This window comes from Candidatus Paceibacterota bacterium, from assembly GCA_035530615.1.
Lineage (GTDB): Bacteria > Actinomycetota > Actinomycetes > Nanopelagicales > Nanopelagicaceae > QYPT01.
Window position 1 is genome coordinate 25,055 of record DATKUL010000002.1, and the last position, 18,243, is coordinate 43,297.

At 49.0% G+C, this 18,243-nt stretch carries 17 protein-coding genes; 8 read left to right on the forward strand and 9 right to left on the reverse strand.

All coding sequences use genetic code 11. The features are described from left to right. Positions 1-42 precede the first annotated feature (42 nt). The 4 genes from VMW30_03125 (at position 43) to VMW30_03140 (ending at position 3,992) form a co-directional block, all read left to right on the forward strand. Entirely contained in the window at positions 43-966 is a 924-nt protein-coding gene (locus VMW30_03125) for a sulfotransferase domain-containing protein (protein HUW87354.1), read from the forward strand. Continuing rightward, positions 963-1,868 (forward strand): sulfate adenylyltransferase subunit CysD, encoded by a 906-nt coding sequence (gene cysD, locus VMW30_03130; GenBank protein ID HUW87355.1) that lies wholly within the window; start codon positions 963-965, stop codon positions 1,866-1,868. The genes VMW30_03125 and cysD overlap by 4 nt, the downstream gene beginning before the upstream one ends. Beyond that, positions 1,868-3,697 (forward strand): adenylyl-sulfate kinase, encoded by a 1,830-nt coding sequence (gene cysC / locus VMW30_03135; protein HUW87356.1) that lies wholly within the window; start codon positions 1,868-1,870, stop codon positions 3,695-3,697. Before cysD ends, cysC begins: the two co-directional genes overlap by 1 nt. Positions 3,698-3,785: 88 nt before the next feature. Continuing rightward, a complete protein-coding gene (locus VMW30_03140; protein ID HUW87357.1) occupies positions 3,786-3,992 on the forward strand; it encodes a DUF2061 domain-containing protein in 207 nt (68 codons plus the stop codon). Positions 3,993-3,997: 5 nt separating this feature from the next. On the opposite strand, the gene VMW30_03145 is transcribed toward VMW30_03140, so the two are convergent. Further along, entirely contained in the window at positions 3,998-5,029 is a 1,032-nt protein-coding gene (locus VMW30_03145) for a hypothetical protein (protein HUW87358.1), read from the reverse strand. Between the two features lie 101 nt (positions 5,030-5,130). Between VMW30_03145 and VMW30_03150 the strand changes: the two genes are divergently transcribed. After that, a complete protein-coding gene (locus VMW30_03150; protein ID HUW87359.1) occupies positions 5,131-6,282 on the forward strand; it encodes a TIGR04053 family radical SAM/SPASM domain-containing protein in 1,152 nt (383 codons plus the stop codon). Here the strand turns inward: VMW30_03150 and hemG are convergent. The 8 genes from hemG to VMW30_03190 form a co-directional block, all read right to left on the reverse strand. Further along, complete coding sequence (gene hemG, locus VMW30_03155) at positions 6,269-7,666, reverse strand: protoporphyrinogen oxidase (protein ID HUW87360.1); 1,398 nt, start codon at positions 7,664-7,666, stop codon at positions 6,269-6,271. The two genes, VMW30_03150 and hemG, sit on opposite strands and share 14 nt — an antisense overlap. A gap of 71 nt (positions 7,667-7,737) precedes the next feature. Next, positions 7,738-8,445, reverse strand: coding sequence for a hypothetical protein (locus VMW30_03160; GenBank protein ID HUW87361.1), 708 nt, complete (start codon positions 8,443-8,445; stop codon positions 7,738-7,740). A gap of 42 nt (positions 8,446-8,487) precedes the next feature. Continuing rightward, entirely contained in the window at positions 8,488-9,123 is a 636-nt protein-coding gene (locus VMW30_03165) for a hypothetical protein (protein HUW87362.1), read from the reverse strand. 19 nt (positions 9,124-9,142) lie between these two features. Continuing rightward, positions 9,143-9,901: a hypothetical protein gene (locus tag VMW30_03170; protein HUW87363.1), complete on the reverse strand. Its 759-nt coding sequence runs from the start codon at positions 9,899-9,901 to the stop codon at positions 9,143-9,145. 240 nt (positions 9,902-10,141) lie between these two features. Continuing rightward, positions 10,142-10,903 carry a galactose mutarotase gene (locus VMW30_03175; GenBank protein HUW87364.1) on the reverse strand — a complete coding sequence of 254 codons (762 nt, stop codon included), beginning with the start codon at positions 10,901-10,903 and terminating at the stop codon, positions 10,142-10,144. A 1-nt stretch (position 10,904) separates the two neighbouring features. After that, positions 10,905-11,705, reverse strand: a complete 801-nt coding sequence (locus VMW30_03180) for a carbohydrate ABC transporter permease (protein ID HUW87365.1) — start codon at positions 11,703-11,705, stop codon at positions 10,905-10,907. Beyond that, positions 11,702-12,589, reverse strand: coding sequence for a sugar ABC transporter permease (locus VMW30_03185; GenBank protein HUW87366.1), 888 nt, complete (start codon positions 12,587-12,589; stop codon positions 11,702-11,704). Before VMW30_03185 ends, VMW30_03180 begins: the two co-directional genes overlap by 4 nt. A gap of 115 nt (positions 12,590-12,704) precedes the next feature. Beyond that, positions 12,705-13,994, reverse strand: a complete 1,290-nt coding sequence (locus VMW30_03190; GenBank protein HUW87367.1) for an extracellular solute-binding protein — start codon at positions 13,992-13,994, stop codon at positions 12,705-12,707. Positions 13,995-14,106: 112 nt separating this feature from the next. Between VMW30_03190 and VMW30_03195 the strand changes: the two genes are divergently transcribed. The 3 genes from VMW30_03195 to katG all read left to right on the forward strand — a co-directional run bounded on the left by VMW30_03195 (position 14,107) and on the right by katG (position 18,242). Further along, positions 14,107-14,901: an IclR family transcriptional regulator gene (locus VMW30_03195; GenBank protein HUW87368.1), complete on the forward strand. Its 795-nt coding sequence runs from the start codon at positions 14,107-14,109 to the stop codon at positions 14,899-14,901. Next, positions 14,898-15,899 carry an alcohol dehydrogenase catalytic domain-containing protein gene (locus VMW30_03200; protein ID HUW87369.1) on the forward strand — a complete coding sequence of 334 codons (1,002 nt, stop codon included), beginning with the start codon at positions 14,898-14,900 and terminating at the stop codon, positions 15,897-15,899. The genes VMW30_03195 and VMW30_03200 overlap by 4 nt, the downstream gene beginning before the upstream one ends. A gap of 165 nt (positions 15,900-16,064) precedes the next feature. After that, a complete protein-coding gene (gene katG, locus VMW30_03205; protein ID HUW87370.1) occupies positions 16,065-18,242 on the forward strand; it encodes a catalase/peroxidase HPI in 2,178 nt (725 codons plus the stop codon). Position 18,243 lies beyond the last annotated feature (1 nt).

Genomic DNA, 18,243 nt, shown 5'->3' on the forward strand with positions numbered 1-18,243 from the left:
AGCGGAAATAAAGGAGAGAACACCTAGTATAATCGTGCCATCATGGTAATGATCATCCGGGATTTTAAGATGCTTCACGCTGGGTTGAATGCTGCCAGACTTTTCCCCTCTTATGCTGCAAGTTTTGCGGTCGTGTCTTTAAAGAATCTAGCAAATCCACAACCCGACACCACAAAATCTAAATTAGTTTTTATTATGTCATTCCCGCGCTCAGGTACAACCGCTCTAGGTAGTCTGCTGAAACAACCAGAGACCGGCTTTAGTTACTACGGAGAATTTTTCGCATTCAATCAGTGGTCAAATATCATTTATAAGATCTCTAAAATGTACCCAACTTTCCATGCAAGATTCCTGGTTAATTTCTTTGGACAGAAGAAAGCCTGGAAGTATTATCGATTTGAAGCGGCAAGACTTGACCCAACTAGAGTTATTCGTAGCACACTCAAAAATCCAGGAATTCATATATTCAAAATATTTCCTTATCACCTTCACGATGAGACGCTGGCGAAGATCATCACGGAATTTAAGCCTCAAATTGTCTTCATTCGACGCAATCACCTGGATCGCTATATTTCCCACATGAAGGCCCACGAGTCGGGCGTTTGGCATGGTAAAGACTCGACTGACGTCGTGATTGATGTCAATGAGAAGAGACTCCAGGGGTACATTAAGGTGAACGAGCGTTTTTATGCTGAGAATTTGAAGATCGCGCGTGCAGCGGGATGCGAGGTCTTGGACGTGGAGTATGAGCGTCTATTTGAGCCAGAAGTCATGCGATCAGTGATCCGATTTATTGATTGGGAGGATTCGATATATTCTGATTCCATTGAATTAACCCCAAGAACCTTAAAACAAGATGCCAAACAGGAGAGCCAAATTCGATACTTAGATACCCTGAAGTCCCAAGGGATAAACAAAGAGATATCGGATTTCGATTTCGTAAAAATCGAAAATTCGAACGCATGAAAGTAGATTCCAGGATCCTTCGAAGTCTTGAAAGTGAGTCGATTGAGATACTCAGGGAAAGTGCGGCTACCTTTCGCAACCCGGTAATGCTCTATTCGATTGGGAAAGATTCATCGGTCCTCCTTCATCTTGCACTCAAAGCATTTCATCCCGCTCCAATTCCGTTTCCCCTGATGCATGTGGATACCACGTGGAAATTCAAGGAGATGATCACTTTCAGAGAAAAGGTCGTCGAGAAATACGGCTTGAAATTAATTACGCACTCAAATGAAGAAGGAATAAGTGCGGGAATCAATCCCTTCGACCATGGCGCTTCTGAGTACACCCGAGTGATGAAGACCGTGGCATTGAAGCAGGCTTTGGATAAATACGATTTTGATGCAGCTATTGGCGGGTCTCGACGCGATGAAGAGAAGAGTCGAGCCAAAGAGAGAATTTTTAGTATTCGAGAATCAGGACACCGTTGGGATCCGCGGAATCAGCGACCGGAGCTCTGGCGGACCTACAACACACGATTGGCTCCCGGTCAGAGTATGCGGGTATTTCCGTTGTCAGACTGGACGGAAGCCGATATTTGGCATTACATCTTGCAAGAGAATATTGACGTTAACCCGTTGTATTTTGCCAAGGAGAGACCCACGGTGCTTCGCGGAGATCAGATCATCATGGTTGACGATGAGAGATATCGCCTCAATGAGGGTGAAGTGCCAGAAATGCGGATGGTGAGATTCCGAACGTTGGGTTGTTATCCATTGACTGCGGCAGTTGAATCTGAGGCGCTCACGATTACAGATGTTGTAAAAGAGGTACTAGAGGTGACTCTGAGTGAGCGCGCGACGCGGTTGATAGATGGAGATAGGGAAGATTCAATGGAGAAGAAGAAATCGGAAGGGTATTTCTGATGGATCTTTCGATTGTTAGGTTGTTGACTTGCGGAAGCGTTGATGACGGAAAGAGCACCCTCATTGGACGCTTACTTGTCGAGACCGAGAGCGTCCCGCATGACACTATTTCGGCGGCACGAAAGACGCGTCGGAGTGGATCCACGATTCCTACTGATGAGATTGATTTCAGCCTACTAACCGACGGTCTTGAGGCCGAAAGGGAGCAGGGAATAACAATTGATGTTGCCTATCGGTCTATGTCTTTATTGGATGGTCGCCGTCTCATCATTTCTGATGCACCTGGCCATGAGCAGTACACAAGAAATATGGCGGTTGCTGCCTCGCGCGCGCATATTGCCATTGTCCTTGTCGATGCGACAAAGGGTGTGCGTGATCAAACCCTCCGCCACTTAACGATTTGCTCATTAATGGGCGTAAACCTGGCAATTGTTGCCATTAATAAGTTGGATGCCGTCAATTTTGATCAGAAAATCTTCGACGAAATTTCAACCGACTTGCAGGTTGTGTTAGAACGACTAAAGATCGCAAAGGTAATTACGATCCCGATGAGTGCATTAAAGGGCGATAACGTCATCGTAAGAAGTGAGAATCTGCCTTGGTATGAAGGTCCATCTTTGCTGGAAGCGATTCAAACGTGGGCACCTCCAGAGGTTGAAGATCAAAGCGCTCGTATGCGTGTACAACTTATTTCAAGAGCGCAAGATTTTAGAGGGTTGTCTGGCACCGTGAGTGAAGGAAATTTCAAAACCGGGGATAGCATTCGCATTTACCCAAGTAATAAGACGGCGAAAATTGCCCGGATCGTCACTTATTCAGGGGATGTGGAAATTGCAGAGAATTCATTTGCTACCACCATGGTCTTGGAGCCAGATATTGATGCGACCCGCGGTGACATTATCGCTAAGAGTCCAGAGCCTCTTGAGTTCACCGATCGCTTCACTGCAAATCTTGTCTGGCTTGACGAAGATCCTTTAATTCATTCACGCTCTTATTTCCTGATTAATGGCTCAACTCAAACTCCGGCAATTATTACCCAAATCCGGAGTAAATTCGATATTCATTCAGGTGCTCAATTATCTGCTCGTAATTTGCAGATGAATGAAATTGGAAGCGTTGAAGTTGCCTGCGACGTGCCCTTAGCTCTCATTCCCTATGATCAATCGAGAGAATATGGGAATTTTATTTTGGTGGATCGTCTCACCTCTAAGACAGTCGGTGCCGGTATGTTTTTACACACCTTGCGCCGGAGTTCCAATATTCATTCTCAGGGCTATGAAGTAAACAAGACCATTCGTTCGAGTCAGAAGAATCAAGCGGCTCGGTTCATCTGGCTGACTGGTCTCTCGGGTTCGGGAAAGTCGACTATTGCCGATCACCTTGAAAGGCGATTAGTGACACGTGGTTTGCACACGTATGTTCTCGACGGTGACAATCTTCGACTTGGATTAAATAAGGATTTGGGATTCACTAAGGAAGATCGTGCGGAAAACGTGCGAAGAGTTGCCGAACTTGGCAGATTAATGGTGGATGCGGGGCTTGTAGCCATTGGTGCACTGGTTAGTCCATTTGAGGCTGACAGAAACCAAGCTCGGGCCCTTTTTGAAGAGGGAGAATTCCTAGAGATTTTTGTAGACACTCCTGTAGAGGTATGTCAGCAGCGAGATCCAAAAGGCTTGTATCTGAAAGCTAGCCGAGGTGAAATCCCCAATTTCACCGGCGTTGGTCAAAACTATGAGCGACCGACACATCCAGAGCTGGTGCTCGACGGAACAGCGCCAGTAGAAGAGAACGTGAATAGAATTATGGCGAAACTATTCGGAAACTAATCTCACATGAACGGAATTGCAGACTCGTTGCGTAAAATTCGCGGCTAGTCTGCTTCCTAAATGCGGGTGAATTGGAAAAGAGGTGGGTATGAGTAAAAGTATACGTAGTCGTTCTCTCACGAAGGCCATTACTTGGAGATTGACCGGAACATTGGATACTTTCATTCTCTCCATACTCATTACCCGCAAAATGTCTTTTGCGATCGCGATATCGGCAACTGAACTATTTACTAAGATCTTTCTCTACTACTTTCACGAGCGAATCTGGGAGAGAGTCAAATGGGGCAGAGACTAGCTTCACTATTCACTGCCCTTTTTTAGTAAACCGGTAATGCGTCGTAATGGTGCGGTAATTCTCCAACTTCGGGAAGAAATCAGCCGTTGGTGTTGTGCTTGCAAGTTGGCAATTTCCCGATTTTTTAGTGCCAGTTCACTCTCTTTTAAATCAATTTCACGATCTTTCAATATAGTTTGAATGTATGCCCTCTGTAGGCGGTCATCTTCTTCCGAGATTGGGACACGACTCTTGATCAGGTAGTCCAGAGCAATATTCCAGATGGCTAGTTGCGGGGAATGATTCTTTGCTACGAATTCGAGAACTCCCTTAGGATCAAAAGTCACTTCCGGAGAGATGTCAATTACTGCATCCATTTTCTTGTGGAAGTCATCAACTAAATCACGGTACTGATTAAAATCCTGAACTAATGAAGCAATGTCATCATTTGTAAGTGGTTTCAATTTCAATTTTCCTATGAATGCATTGGCCTGGTCGGTGCCGATCATTTTTGAGCCTGCCTTAAAAAATTCGTAATTGCGATTGGCGGCCTGACTAAACCAACTCAATAGTTGGTCTTGCCGACCACGTCCGACAGCAATGTTTGTAGAAGATGGGAATTCACTCCTGAGAAAGTCCACATGGCCTTCAAGATTTGTAAACTTAAATACCGGAATTTTGCCCTCTTGCTGAGCGTGATCAACGAGCATGTGTAGGTATCTGGCTAATTCGTATCGCCACTCTGGGCTTGGTGAATCGAACGCGAATAAATCGAGATTTGGAAAATTCTGAATGGAGCCCTCTTCGGTGAGGAACTTCTTAAACTCATTAAAATAGGGAGCGCTCGAGGGATGCCTTGAGTCCCACTTGCCGGGACTTGCAAGGAAGGCTTTCTCGGGATTACGCAGGGCAATATTGATTGGTTCGTAAAAGAGCGTGCATTCAGGTTGTTCGCGAAAGGCGAAGGAAAGAGCGGTTCCGCCGGTGCGCCAACCAGTGTGTAAGAAGATGGGTGCTAATTCCGCCTCGGATGTGAGCGGTCTCCCTTCATCCGGCATTTTTGAAGTATAGGTGATTGATCTGTATCAATCACCGTCTTCGAGTGCCAGCACTTGTCGTTTCGGGGAAGAGAGCCTGCTCTCAGTGGAAAGATACCTAAGTGGCTCACCCGACTGGATTGATGACAGGCGCACACATTGATTATGCCCGCCGCCCCATGCTTGTTTTCTGGGAAACGACCCGTGCCTGTCAGTTGGCTTGTCTTCACTGCCGGGCCAGCGCCACTTCCGAGCCCCTGCCCGGGGAATTGTCGACCGAAGAGGGCAAAGCTTTTATTGATCAAGTTGCGGGTTTCGGCCGTCCATTCCCAATCCTGGTCCTGACTGGTGGGGACTGCCTGTTGCGTGCAGACATCTTTGAATTAGTCGATTACGCCACCTCCCTTGGGGTTCCGGTGGCTCTCTCTCCTTCCGTGACGCCACAACTTACGCCCCAGATGATTGAACGAATCGTGGCGAGCGGAGTTAAAGCCGTATCGATCAGTTTGGACGGAGCCTTTCCAGCGACCCATGAAGGCGTTCGTGGCATTTCTGGTCATTTTCAAAAAACTGTAGATGCCATTAGGGCACTTTCGGCAGCTGGATTAACGGTGCAAGTGAACACCACCGTAATGCGGTCAAACGTGGACGAGCTTGCCAAGATTGCCTTGCTGGTTCAGGAGGCGGGAGCCCATATCTGGGAAGTGTTCTTCTTGGTTCAGGTTGGTCGAGGTGTGATCACCGAGGCGATTACGCCGGATGAGCATGAGGATATTTCGCATTTCCTTTTTGATGCATCTCAATATGGATTCATTATTCGTACTGTTGAGGCGCCTTTTTTCCGACGAGTCGTAACGCGGCGCCTGGCAGGAGACAGTAGTCCAACGAATGATCTTTACATCAAATTGTCTAATGAACTTGTCGAATTAATGGGCGCTCCAGTGCAACGCGTTCGCGCTCACACAACGGCCACTCGCGACGGGAAAGGCATTGTCTTTATTGCTTATGATGGCGATGTTTATCCGGCGGGATTCCTTCCTCAGTCACTAGGCAACGTTCGCACCACTCCGATTGCTGAGATTTATCAAACCAATCCACTTCTTCTTCAAATTAGAGCCTCTGAATTTTCGGGTCGATGTGGGTACTGCGAATATTCTGATTTATGTGGTGGATCACGGGCACGTGCCTTTGCGGCTACTGGAGATGCACTTGGCGAAGACCCCGCATGCGCTTACCAACCTAAAGCAATATCCAGCACTCTTATTTCGATTTAACAGTTTCTAAACAGAGCGTGGCAGCACGCTCCCCAGAGCGAAGGCATGCGGAAATGCCGATACCGTCATAAGAAGCGCCCGCCAGAGCGATGCCAGGATGGGCTTCTAGTACTTCTCGCACATCCTTTATCAAATCTAGATGACCGACTTCGAGTTGCGGCAAGGCGAGTGGCCAGCGATGAGTGTAGGAAAAGGATGGTTTCTGGCTAATCCCAACGATCTCCTCTAAATCCGAGAGCAATCGAGTGAGCAGCGCCGCGTCATCAAGACTTTCCAATAAATTTTCATTGGCCCGTCCAGAAGATATCCGGAGAAAATAATATTTGGATTTTTCAAAGTGCGGCCATTTAGTGGATAAGAAGGTCGAGGCTTTCAGCAGGCGATTTTTAGATGATGGAACAAGCACGCCATTTCCCTTTAGCGCTTTAACTTTCTCCAACTCGTTTCGAGGAAAGGCAAGGATGGTGGTAGCAACGGATGCGTAGCGAATTTTTCTTAACAAGTCGGCAGCTTTGCCCGAGAGACTTTGAAGTAGATCGGCTGCGATTCTGGCGGGAACAGCCAGGACGATGCCATCGAAGACTTGAGAATCAGGGCCAGGAAGCTCCAGTAGATATTTTCCAAAGGCATTTTTTGAAATGGATGTCACTGGGCTCAATGTTTTTACGGATACGCGCGCATCATCCAGTAGGTGATCTACCAAGGTGGTGAGGCCATCGGGCCAGGAGGCGAATGACATTGGAGGAGTCTTCTTCTGTCCTGGCTTGCCCACCATGATTGAACGTCCTGTATCGGCTATTGGCGCTAATTCGGGTGTAGTCGCTCTAAGACTTAAGGTGTAGACGTCACCCGCATGCAAACTTCCTAAGATGGGATCTACGAGTCGATCAACTACTTGTCGTCCAAATCTTTTTTCTATGAATGTGCCTACGGAAGTATCCCCATCCAATTTCTGGTGGCGCATGATTGGTTCCAATGCCGCTCTAAGTAATCCCGTTACGTTCATCACGCGCGATTCCAGTACAGGCCTTAATCTGCGCGGCCCTGATGGGCCGACGCCTGCGGGAAGTGCATGAAGAGTCTTACCACCCCAAAGCCATGACGTTCCTGGGATTGAACGCACTAGTGATTTGCTAAGGCCCAATTCGTCTACTAGCGCTTGCATCCCAGGTCCACTCAGGTGAATGGCTTCGGCGCCGACATCTACCTGGTGACCTTCAAGGAGCACACCTTGAATTTGTCCTCCGAGATGTTCTGAAGCCTCGAATAAAGTGACGGTTGCGCCTCGCTGGCTCAACGTTCTCGCGCTCATCAATCCGCTGATTCCGCCGCCGACGACTGCGATATGTGGTTGATTTTCAATGGGTGAATGTGGGACCGACACTTGAAGTCTCCCTGCCCTAGAATTCAACTGAGGTAGGACTCAGATGCGTACGAACAGCCACGCTAAGTCCTTCAGATGGTTCGACGTCGTCGCGCCCTGCGAAATTGGACGACAACATTGAGCGCAAGCAAGGAAATTCCGATCCCTATCTTTGCCGCAATCGAAGTGAGAATGATCGTCGCATCACCAAGTTTTGGAATAACACTCGTAATTTTGCGGACAGGAGTTGCGCTGTCGAGGACGTAAGAATCCGAACTCGCCGCGCCTGTCTCAGTCTCACTAGCAATTGTGGTCAAATCGCCATCTATTGATGTCGAACTAAACGTGACCTGACGCACCTCAAAATCCCAAGAGAATTCATTGCGAAGAAGTAGTACATCCCCACGGTTCAATTCGGAAACAGGTAGTAACTTGGAAACCATCAGATCCCCTTGGTAAATTGAAGCCTGCGCACTGCTTGAACTTGAGGCGTAAACCGCAGTCCCAAAGTACGTTGAGAGCACAGTGGGAAATAAGGCGACGAGCGCGATAAATGCGATGAACGAGATATTGAAGATGTGTAACCAATCCAGTTGGTGCTCTCGTCCGTGATGCTTAATGGGCTCATGGGTCTTTTTAAAGAGTATGTTCTCGGTAGTAATATCCGCCGGCAGGGATCCTGACGTTACATCCGAGCGATCAATTATGACCGCGCCCTCAGGAAGGTAGATGACCATTGTCTGGCCCTTTTTGCCAACTTTCTGAGGGGCGTTCCTAGGCGTAGCACTTTCGTCAGACATGCCGTGCTCCTCCTTTCCGGAGGTTATGCCAAGGGTAAATGATTAGTTAATCAACTTAATCAACCCAGGTGTGGTTGCCAATTTAAGTGCAACACCAGGGGTTGGGTCGAAGATCTCGATTTGAAATGCCAAACCTTGAAAGGCCAAATAGACGTGCGTTGGAGTCGCCTTTGCGTAGTAGATCAGCGAACCATCAGGGTTGGTGATGCTAACGCCAGTATCCAGTTTTCCGGCGGTTTGCATTGTTTCAAAAGCATTGGCATCTTGATATGTAGCGATCACTCGATAGTTTTGTTTTACATCATTCAGGCCTTCACCATTGGGCAGGTAACGCACTAATTCCTGGCCGTTAGCTATGTGATCAAGGGCGTACCGAGCACCCGGCATAGGACCGGCCCAAAATATTGGTACTCCATGAGTCTTCACCGCCGAACGCAGTTCCGCCTCGGTAAGGGCAACTTGACCCGAAATTGTTGGATTCGCTGAAGCTTCGTTAGTTGGGACCCCATTAGTTATGGACTGACTCGATCCGTCCGGTTGAACAAAAGTGACCTTGACTTCCCTATTCGAAGTTATCGCCCAAGTTACGGTAAAAGTGACTATTGCAATGACTATCCCGATACCCACACGTTTGAGCATTGAGTTTCTTCGATTTACGTCGGGAATATTGACTATCACTATGCGCTAACTCCTATCCCTAAGACTTAATGATCATGTAGTAGGTGGTGCCCCCTTTGTCAGAACACACGCCCCATGCAACATCTCCTTTTGAGCCAACACATATCGGTACTGCTGTTCCCGCTGCACCGGCGGGGCCAGCGGGGCCCATCGCTCCAGCCGGTCCGACTGCACCAGTATCGCCCTTAGGACCAGCAGGTCCGACCGCACCGGTATCACCCTTATCGCCTTTGTCACCCTTATCGCCTTTAGCCCCTTGCGGACCTGTGGGACCGACTGGACCTTGCATGCCTGTCTCACCTGTCTCACCAGTCGCACCTGTGGCTCCCGTTGCACCCGTCTCGCCTGTGGCCCCCGTCGCTCCGGTTGCGCCAGTAGCGCCCGTGTCACCCTTGGTCCCTTGCGGACCAGTCGGACCAATTGGTCCCTGCATTCCGATTGATCCAGCAGGACCGACGGGTCCCGTTGCACCAGTTTCACCTTTGAGTCCGCGCGGACCTGCTGGACCGACAGGTCCCTGCATTCCACTAGACGCAACAGTGATTTCATTAGGTTGAACAGTCCCAGATGGTGTGAGTTGGAGCGGTCCGCGGAGCGAACCAATCGATCCGATCTTTGGCTGCTCGGTTTGAATCGCACTCGTACCGTCTGGCAACAGCGGTCCAAAAACTTGATCGGCCGCAAAAGCAGGAGTTGAAAAGGATGAGAAAAGAAAGACGCCAGCGAGCGAGCAGATTGCCACCGTATTTCTGCCTTTGCTGAGCCACTTCAGTTGCATGAGCCTTGCTCCTTCGACCGGGGAGAGTCAATGAGTGCCATTACTCATATGCCGACACGCTAACGATGCTGCCATTATATGTCAATCTCGACTTCTTAGGGTCTGGTCCTGCCGCGATACGCATCACTGCCTCGTAATTGGTCAATAGTTCCGCTTGATATTTTCTTAGTCTCAACCGGTCATTGCAACACTTTATTAGATTCAATCTTTCTTTGTAAATCATCCGGGGGTTGCGATGAGTCACAAATCCGAAAAAATAAACCTGGCGCAGATTGAATGCGCGCCTGAGATGCCTAAGTTGGCTGCATCTGGCGGAGCTGTCTGTGGCTCGACGCATATGCCCAGAGGATCTTCATCGTAAACAACCCACCAAGGAACCGAGGAAGTGATTTCGAGTTGTGCAATATTCCCCCATCGTGCCATTGGGGGTTTTATCACTCCGAAGAAGGCATCGTCCCAAGGGCGAGGTGGGATTTCGACGAGGTCGCCTGTGGGGATTCCATCTTCTCCACGGAGCAACATTTTTCCAGGTGCAATAGTTAGTTCGATTTCGCGACCTCCGACTATTCTCGGCAACCACGGATGAAAACCTACCCATGCAGGAAGCGTGCACCCGTTCGCAAAATAATTGAGCGACCACCTCATTGTGTTTCCGGATACCTCTATAGATTGTTCGGCATATCCGGGCGCATATGGTGCGGGCATCTCGAGACGCGATGTGTTCGGTCCAGTGGCTTCCCATGATGAGATAAATCCATACCCGTGCTCGGCGTGGGGTGGATCCCAATGAGTTGGCAGAACGAATTTGGTCCCTGAAGCATCCTTAATGAATCCTCTGTCAATGCGACCGGCCCAGGGGACCATAGCAAACCAACCCCAATTCATAGGGCCATCACGGTAGGGAAGTACGAATTCGAGATCTTTCCATTTCACCGAACTGATTCGACCGCCACGAAGAAGATCGACTTCAACGGTTATGTGGTCTCCAACGATTCGTTGCACATTACTTTCCAATTCCTGCAGTCAATCCATTAACAAGCTGGCGTTGAAAGATTAAATAGATAGCCACGGCGGGAATCGCACTCAACAATGAACCGGCCATGAGAACGGGGATGTCTGTCGTTCGCCCTGCCGAGAGGGCACCGAGACCGACAGTGATGGTGCGGTAATTTGGATCCTGAATGAAAAGAAGTCCAACCAGAAGGTCGTCCCAAATTTGGATAAATTGCAGAACGATGATCGTGACTATTGCAGGTACTGCCAACGGCAGTGCAATCTTTTTAAAAATCCGCGGATAACTGAGGCCGTCGCAAATAGCCGCTTCGATGAGTTCATCTGGTAGGCCACGGAAGTAAGAGGTCATCAAGAAAGTGGCGAAGGGTGTGCCCAGAGCTGCGTAAAGGAAGATCGCACCCCAGTAGCCAGAGAGCAGATTCCAGTGACTGGCATTGATGTATGCCGGGATGATAATTGACTGCAGTGGAATCAACATCGCGCCCACGATACCTAGGAAGAAGATCCACGATCGCTTAGATCGAAGTTTAGAAAGTCCAAAACCGGCCATCGTGCTGACGACCAAGATGATCGTGATCGCACCAGCGCAGACGACGGTGGAATTGAGAAGTTGCCGACCGACGGGCAATGCATCGAAGAGTTTGCGCCAAGAGAGCCACGAATGTCCAGGGGAACCGAGGAATTGGGTATTTGATTTAAACGAGGTGTTAATCATAAAGAAGAATGGATAAATCATAACCACCGCGAAAAGGGACATGACCGCAAAGATCCAGATCTGTTTTCGCTTCACTGTCCGTCCCTATTTCTCAAGATGGCCAATTGACCAATTCCTAAGACTGCCATCATGAAGAAGAGGATTACACCCAACATTGCCCCCGTGCCGAAATCCCCGCGCGAGAATGCACTCTGGTAGATAAAGAATTCAAGGGTCGTGGTTCCGAAACCTGGCCCGCCACCCGTCATTACGAAGATAAGACTAAAGAGAGCCGTGAAGGCACTGATAACGGTAATGATGAAGGAGAACTGGATGAACCGCTGAAGTTGAGGAAGTGTAATGCTGCGGAAGATGCGTATGCTGCTGGCACCATCCATGCGGGCCGCCTCGTTGAGTGAGTTATCAAGAGTTGCCATTCCGGTTAAGAAGATGATGGTGTTCGTGCCGATCATTGACCAGATAAAGGTAAAGGAGACTGCTAAGAGTGCGCCCTTCTCCGAGGAGAGAAGATCGGTATGTACAAAGCCAAGTCCAAATGCTTTAAGCAGACCATTAAGAAGTCCCTCTTGTGCGAAAAATCGAAGGGAAACCATTCCGATAACCACCCATGAAATTGCCGTTGGAAGAAAGTAGATCGTTCGAAAAACTTTCCAACCGGGGACCTTTTCGTTAAGAAGGAAGGCAAGACCCATCGGTAACATCATTGCAACAGGAATCCCGATGAGAAGGAGGCCATTGTTCTCAAGAACTCTCCAAAAAATTGGATTATGCAATTCATGGGAGTAGGTACCGATGCCAACCCAGAGCGTTGTAAGTCCATCCCATTGAGTGAAGGAGTAATACATGGCTTGGAAAATTGGAATCCCAAGAAAAGCGCTGACCAATGCGAGGGCGGGCAGCATAAAAAGAATGCCGACCCTACGACGCTGGTGACCCAGATCCCGATTAATAACTTTCATCTCACCTAATCACTCTTATTGTCAGTTTCAAACGTCTTTAAAGTGGCTTTATGTTGTGCAGGAGAGCGAAGCGTGCTTCGCTCTCCTGCGATCACCTGCTGAGAAGTATTGCCTTTTACTTGTATGAATTGCCACGCTTGGCTGGCAACAAGTTTTTCCAGACCTGTGCCATTTGCTTCAAGGCGCCTGCTACAGACGTCTTCCCCCCCAAAATTGATGGAAGGATTTTATTTCCAGCATCAACAACGTCGCCTTGCAATACGTTGTCGAGCATTGGATAACGGGCATAACCATTCTTGGCAGCAAAGTCCAACATCTGTTGATTAACTGGATTAGATGTCGTTGATCCATTGACGTTGGAGATAAGACCAGCTCCATCGACAATCTTCGCGGCAGCCAAAGTGGTCATGAATTTCAAGAAGTCAGCAGCAGCCTTCTGGTTCTTGGAATAGTTCGTAAGGCTAAGGCCCTGACCAGCGAATTCAACGACACCCTTAATTGGCTTGTCGGAGAAAGGTGGGACAAATGCCGCAACATTGGTTCCCATTTCGTCGGTGAACTTCTTTGTATCCCAAGTTCCATCAATGATCATGGCAGCTTTGCCACTCAGGAAGTCATCGAGGTTATTCGTTTTGGTTAGAACATCGGCATTGGTGCATCCCTTTGATTTCAGGGCTGCGTACTTAGTGTACGAGGCGATGTTTGCCTTTGAATTCCATTGGTTTTTACCGCTATAAAGGTCGCGAAGACCGTTTACGGATGATTGTCCGATGGCGATGTAGCTTGCGTCATACCATGGGTAGTACAGAGCGCCCAGACTTTGACCACCGTTACCGTAAACGATTGGCGTGTATCCAGCAGACTTTAACTTTGTACATGCCGCATACAGTTCGTTCCAGGTGGTTGGGACTGCAGCTACGCCGGCCTTCTTTAAGGCAGCCTTGTTGTAGAAACCAATATAGAACTGACGATCAAAGGGCGTCACGTATGGACCATTAGCAGCATCAAAGTTTGGTGAACTCCAGTTCAAGGAACCTTCGCGAGCCAGAGCTGCCGCAGGGATAACTTTCTTAAGATTCGTCAGATAACTCTTATATTGCAATGCAAAGAGACCAGTCCACATTAGAGCCATATCAGGGCCCTTTTTGGAAACGGCAGCAGCCTGCAGTAGTGCGAAGTAGTTGTCGGCCGGTTGGCTAACGAGATTGAAAGTTACGTTGGGGTGCAATTTTGTGTAGGCATCTGTAAGCGCCTGCACGGCTGTGGCATTCTGAGTGGTTCCCAAGTTGTGCCAGATAGTCAGGGTGGTTTTCGTACTGGCGTTAGCGTTTGAAGCGCTTAACCCAATACCCGCGAACGCAAGGGCCATAGCCACGGCGCTAACGAGAATTCTTTTTTTACGCATTCGTCCTCCATGAGTAGCAGTTGGTAAACTTTATCCGTTCGGTATTGCCGAACACCGTTCGGTACTTTAGTATTACTTACGGACAGGAATTGTCAATCACTTATGGGGGATCATGTCTGAATCAGTGTCGGGACTGGTCGGAAGTGTTGCGCGCGCCTTGGAGTTGGTGGAGTTAATTGTTACCGGACCCACGGATGGAATGTCCCTGTCTGAGATAGTAAAAATGGTTGGTGGGTCCAAGAGCGCGACTTTGGCCACACTGAGAACCCTTGTGGCCTTTGGTTACCTCCGTTCGGTGGAGACCGGACCTAAATATGTGCCGGGCATGATGTTGATTAGACTTGGGGATTTGGCCGAAGCCCACGATCCTCTGATTGCAGTTGCACGTCCCATTTTGGCACTTTTAAGCGACAAATGTGGGCTAACAATTCGAGTCGCTCGAAATGACGGCGGTTTTCCAATCTTCCTCGATCGCGTAGATGGAGCTGGTTTCGTTCGGTTTTATACCCCGCTTGGGATCAAGGAGCTTCCTCATGTGAGCTCGGCGGGCAAAGCCATTTTGGCTCAGTTAAGTGATGCCCAAATCAAAGTAGTTGTAAAAGAGTGCGGATTGGTTGCTAGAACGAAGAAGTCCATAACAACTTTGACCGGGTTAAAGAAAGAGATCGAGAGGATCCGTCTCGTTGGGTATGCGATCGATGATGAAGAGGATGCCCAAGGAATCTTCTGTGTGGGTGCGCCATTCTTCGATCATTTCGGAAATTGCGCAGGTGCGATTAGTGCGACTGGCGTCAAAACTGATATGTCGCAAGATCAAGTGGAGAAGTTGGGTAAGTTAGTAGTCGAGTACGCAGATCAATTAACCAAAGAACTTCGTGGTCGGAAAAATGATCGGAGATCATATTGAAATCATTAATCGCTGATGGTCACAATCACCTTGAAATTAACGACTCCACGGAGTTGGCAATTCTGTCTGGTGAGGTATTAGTCGCGCCAATTGTGACAGGAGTGTGCGGTACTGACGTAGAGATAATCGACGGCAAGATCGATCCCGCTTTTGTGAACTACCCGATTGTCCTTGGCCACGAATGGTGTGGTCGCGTAATCAGAGTTGGATCCGATGTTGAATCGATTGAAGTAGGGGCAAGAGTCGTAGCTGAAGGAATTATTCCTTGTGGAATCTGTTTTGAGTGCGTGGACGGAAATACCAATCGGTGCACGACATACGATGAGGTGGGCTTCACAAGAGCTGGAGCGGCCGCCGAACAAATTGTGGTCAACGCCGACTTGGTCCACGTCATCTCCGATTTAGTCACAAACGAATCAGCGTCCTTGGTAGAACCCGCGGCGGTCGTCACTCAGGGATTCATGAAAGCCCAACCGAAGAAAGGGTCGAAAGTCCTTGTCATAGGTGATGGAACGATCGCTCTAATCGCAGCAAAACTCATACGCAACTGGCAGCCATCTGAGGTTCATATGCTGGGTCTTAAAGCGGGTCAATCTGTGCTTGCCGAACAAGCAGGAGTTGATCTCTTCATGCGCAACCCATCGGCTGAAAAGTACGATCTCATCATTGATGCGTCGGGTGCTAGTTCGCGAATATCCGAAGCAATTCGCCAATTGGTGCGCGGTGGACGACTTTTGCTGTTTGGTTTCACTGGTCCGAATGTTCATACACCTATTTCGATTGATGATCTCATCAATGGCGATCTCAGCGTCTTTGCATCCTTCGGATATTCACGCACGGCGTGGAAAGAAACTGTCGATTTAATGAATTCTGGAAAATTGGATCTGACATTTTTAGTAACGCATCGATTTCCACTGGAAGGTTATAGAGAAGCTATGGACGCATTACGCCGGGCACCTTCACCTCGCGGCAAAATCATTTTTGAGATCGGAAAATAGAGATATATGATCCGATGGAGCATTACGCGTAACAAAATACATTGTGAGGGACTCGAAACCCGACGTGGTGATTAAGAGTTTGCATTTGGGCCAAGTTGAGAATTTATCGGGAGACGTTACTCTTTGATCAGCGGAGTCGCTGGTGTGAATCTATTTGGAGGACCGATGGAAAGCGAAAGTAACTGCCCATATCCAAGCGGTAAGAAAACGAATGAGGGCACCTCTAACAAAAATTGGTGGCCCAACCAACTAAACCTCAAGGTGCTCCAGCAGAACTCACCCATGGCAGATCCCATGGGCGAAGAATTCGACTATGCAAAGGAGTTCAAAAACCTCGATCTTGAAGCACTCAAAAGTGAGATCGAAGAGTTGATGACGACTTCGCAAGATTGGTGGCCAGCTGACTACGGTCACTACGGACCATTCTTTATCCGCATGGCTTGGCATAGCGCAGGCACCTATCGCGTGTCCGATGGAAGAGGCGGTGGCGGAGCTGGCATGCAGCGCTTTGCACCACTTAATAGTTGGCCCGATAACGTCAATCTTGACAAAGCACGCCGCTTGTTGTGGCCGATCAAGCAGAAATACGGCAAGAAAATTTCGTGGGCCGATCTCATAATCTTCACCGGTAACTGCGCACTTGAATCAATGGGTTTGAAAACTTTTGGCTTTGGTGGGGGACGGGCGGATGTGTGGGAGCCGGACGAAACATACTGGGGCAAGGAAGCCGAGTGGCTCGCAGATTCTCGTCATAGCGGAGAGCACGTTCTGGAAAATCCTCTGGCCGCTGTTCAGATGGGACTTATTTATGTCAATCCTGAAGGGCCAAATGGCAATCCAGATATTCTTGCATCGGCACTCGACATCCGTGAGACGTTTAGTCGCATGGCCATGAACGATGAGGAGACAGTCGCCCTGATTGCAGGCGGACATACATTCGGCAAGGCACACGGTGCAGCTGACCCAAATAAGTACGTCGGTCCAGAACCAGAGGCCGCCCCTATCGAAGAGATGGGACTTGGCTGGAAGAACACATTCGGAACTGGAAATGGTGCGCAAACTATCAGCAGTGGTCTCGAGGGTGCTTGGACACCTACGCCGACAACTTGGGACAACGATTATTTCGAAACTTTGTTTAGGTATGAGTGGGTGCAGACAAAGAGCCCTGCTGGTGCGACACAGTGGATTCCGAAAGATGGTGAAGCGTCAGAGGCCGTATTAGACGCGCATGATCCCTCGAAGCGCCATGCCCCGGTTATGTTCACGACAGACCTCGCATTGCGAACAGACCCAATTTACGAAGCCATCTCACGTCGCTTCTTCGAAAACCCGGATGTTTTTGCAGATGCATTCGCGAGAGCGTGGTTTAAGTTGACGCACCGCGACATGGGCCCAATTGCACGATACCTCGGGCCATTGGTACCTGCGGAGCGGTTGATTTGGCAAGATCCACTTCCTGCGGTTTGGCACGAATTGGTGGGACCGGAGGAAGTCACAACACTTAAGCAGAAGATTCTCGCAGCGGGGCTCTCTATCTCCCAACTCGTCACAACTGCGTGGGCATCAGCATCAACATTCCGCGGCTCCGACAAGCGCGGTGGTGCCAACGGAGCTCGGATTCGCCTAGAACCACAACGTAATTGGGAAGTGAACAACCCAGTCGAGTTAGCCAAGGCGTTGAAGTCACTGGAAGAAATCCAGAAGGAATTCAATAGCGGTAAGCAGCAAATCTCGCTGGCAGATCTAATCGTCCTTGCTGGTTGTGCCGCGATTGAAGAAGCTGCTAGGAACGCGGGTCACGATATTCGTGTTCCATTTACTCCTGGGCGCACTGATGCTTCGCAAGAGCAGACCGATGTGGAGTCTTTTGCAGTTCTCGAACCCGCCTCGGACGGTTTCCGCAACTATCTCAATGGGGCAGTTCAAGAACCAGCAGAGTTTCTGCTCCTTGATCGTGCTTCACTTCTTACACTTACTGCTCCGGAGATGACTGTTCTTGTTGGCGGCATGCGCGTTCTAAACGCAAACACGGCTCGCTCCGAAATAGGTGTCTTGACGAAGCAACCAGAGACATTGACCAACGACTTCTTCGTCAACCTGCTCGACATGGATCTGGCTTGGCATCCGAATCCACAAAATCCCGAACTCTTTGACGCGCATGATCGCAAGACGGGGGTCGTGAAGTGGACTGGCAGCAGGGTTGATCTAGTTTTCGGTTCGAATTCACAACTGCGGGCGATCGCAGAGGTTTATGCAAGCAACGACGCCGAGGAGAAGTTCGTTCATGATTTCGTAACCGTATGGAACAAGGTCATGATGGCGGATCGTTTTGATTTACTCTGAT

Bases quoted from the DNA above. Each gene is read 5' to 3' on its own strand.
- VMW30_03125 (HUW87354.1), top strand. From the start codon at position 43: ATGGTAATGATCATCCGGGATTTTAAGATGCTTCACGCTGGGTTGAAT.
- VMW30_03160 (HUW87361.1), bottom strand. From the start codon at position 8,445: ATGTCTGACGAAAGTGCTACGCCTAGGAACGCCCCTCAGAAAGTTGGC.
- VMW30_03140 (HUW87357.1), top strand. From the start codon at position 3,786: ATGAGTAAAAGTATACGTAGTCGTTCTCTCACGAAGGCCATTACTTGG.
- cysC (HUW87356.1), top strand. From the start codon at position 1,868: ATGGATCTTTCGATTGTTAGGTTGTTGACTTGCGGAAGCGTTGATGAC.
- VMW30_03185 (HUW87366.1), bottom strand. From the start codon at position 12,589: ATGAAAGTTATTAATCGGGATCTGGGTCACCAGCGTCGTAGGGTCGGC.
- VMW30_03190 (HUW87367.1), bottom strand. From the start codon at position 13,994: ATGCGTAAAAAAAGAATTCTCGTTAGCGCCGTGGCTATGGCCCTTGCG.
- VMW30_03195 (HUW87368.1), top strand. From the start codon at position 14,107: ATGTCTGAATCAGTGTCGGGACTGGTCGGAAGTGTTGCGCGCGCCTTG.
- VMW30_03170 (HUW87363.1), bottom strand. From the start codon at position 9,901: ATGCAACTGAAGTGGCTCAGCAAAGGCAGAAATACGGTGGCAATCTGC.
- katG (HUW87370.1), top strand. From the start codon at position 16,065: ATGGAAAGCGAAAGTAACTGCCCATATCCAAGCGGTAAGAAAACGAAT.
- VMW30_03145 (HUW87358.1), bottom strand. From the start codon at position 5,029: ATGCCGGATGAAGGGAGACCGCTCACATCCGAGGCGGAATTAGCACCC.
- cysD (HUW87355.1), top strand. From the start codon at position 963: ATGAAAGTAGATTCCAGGATCCTTCGAAGTCTTGAAAGTGAGTCGATT.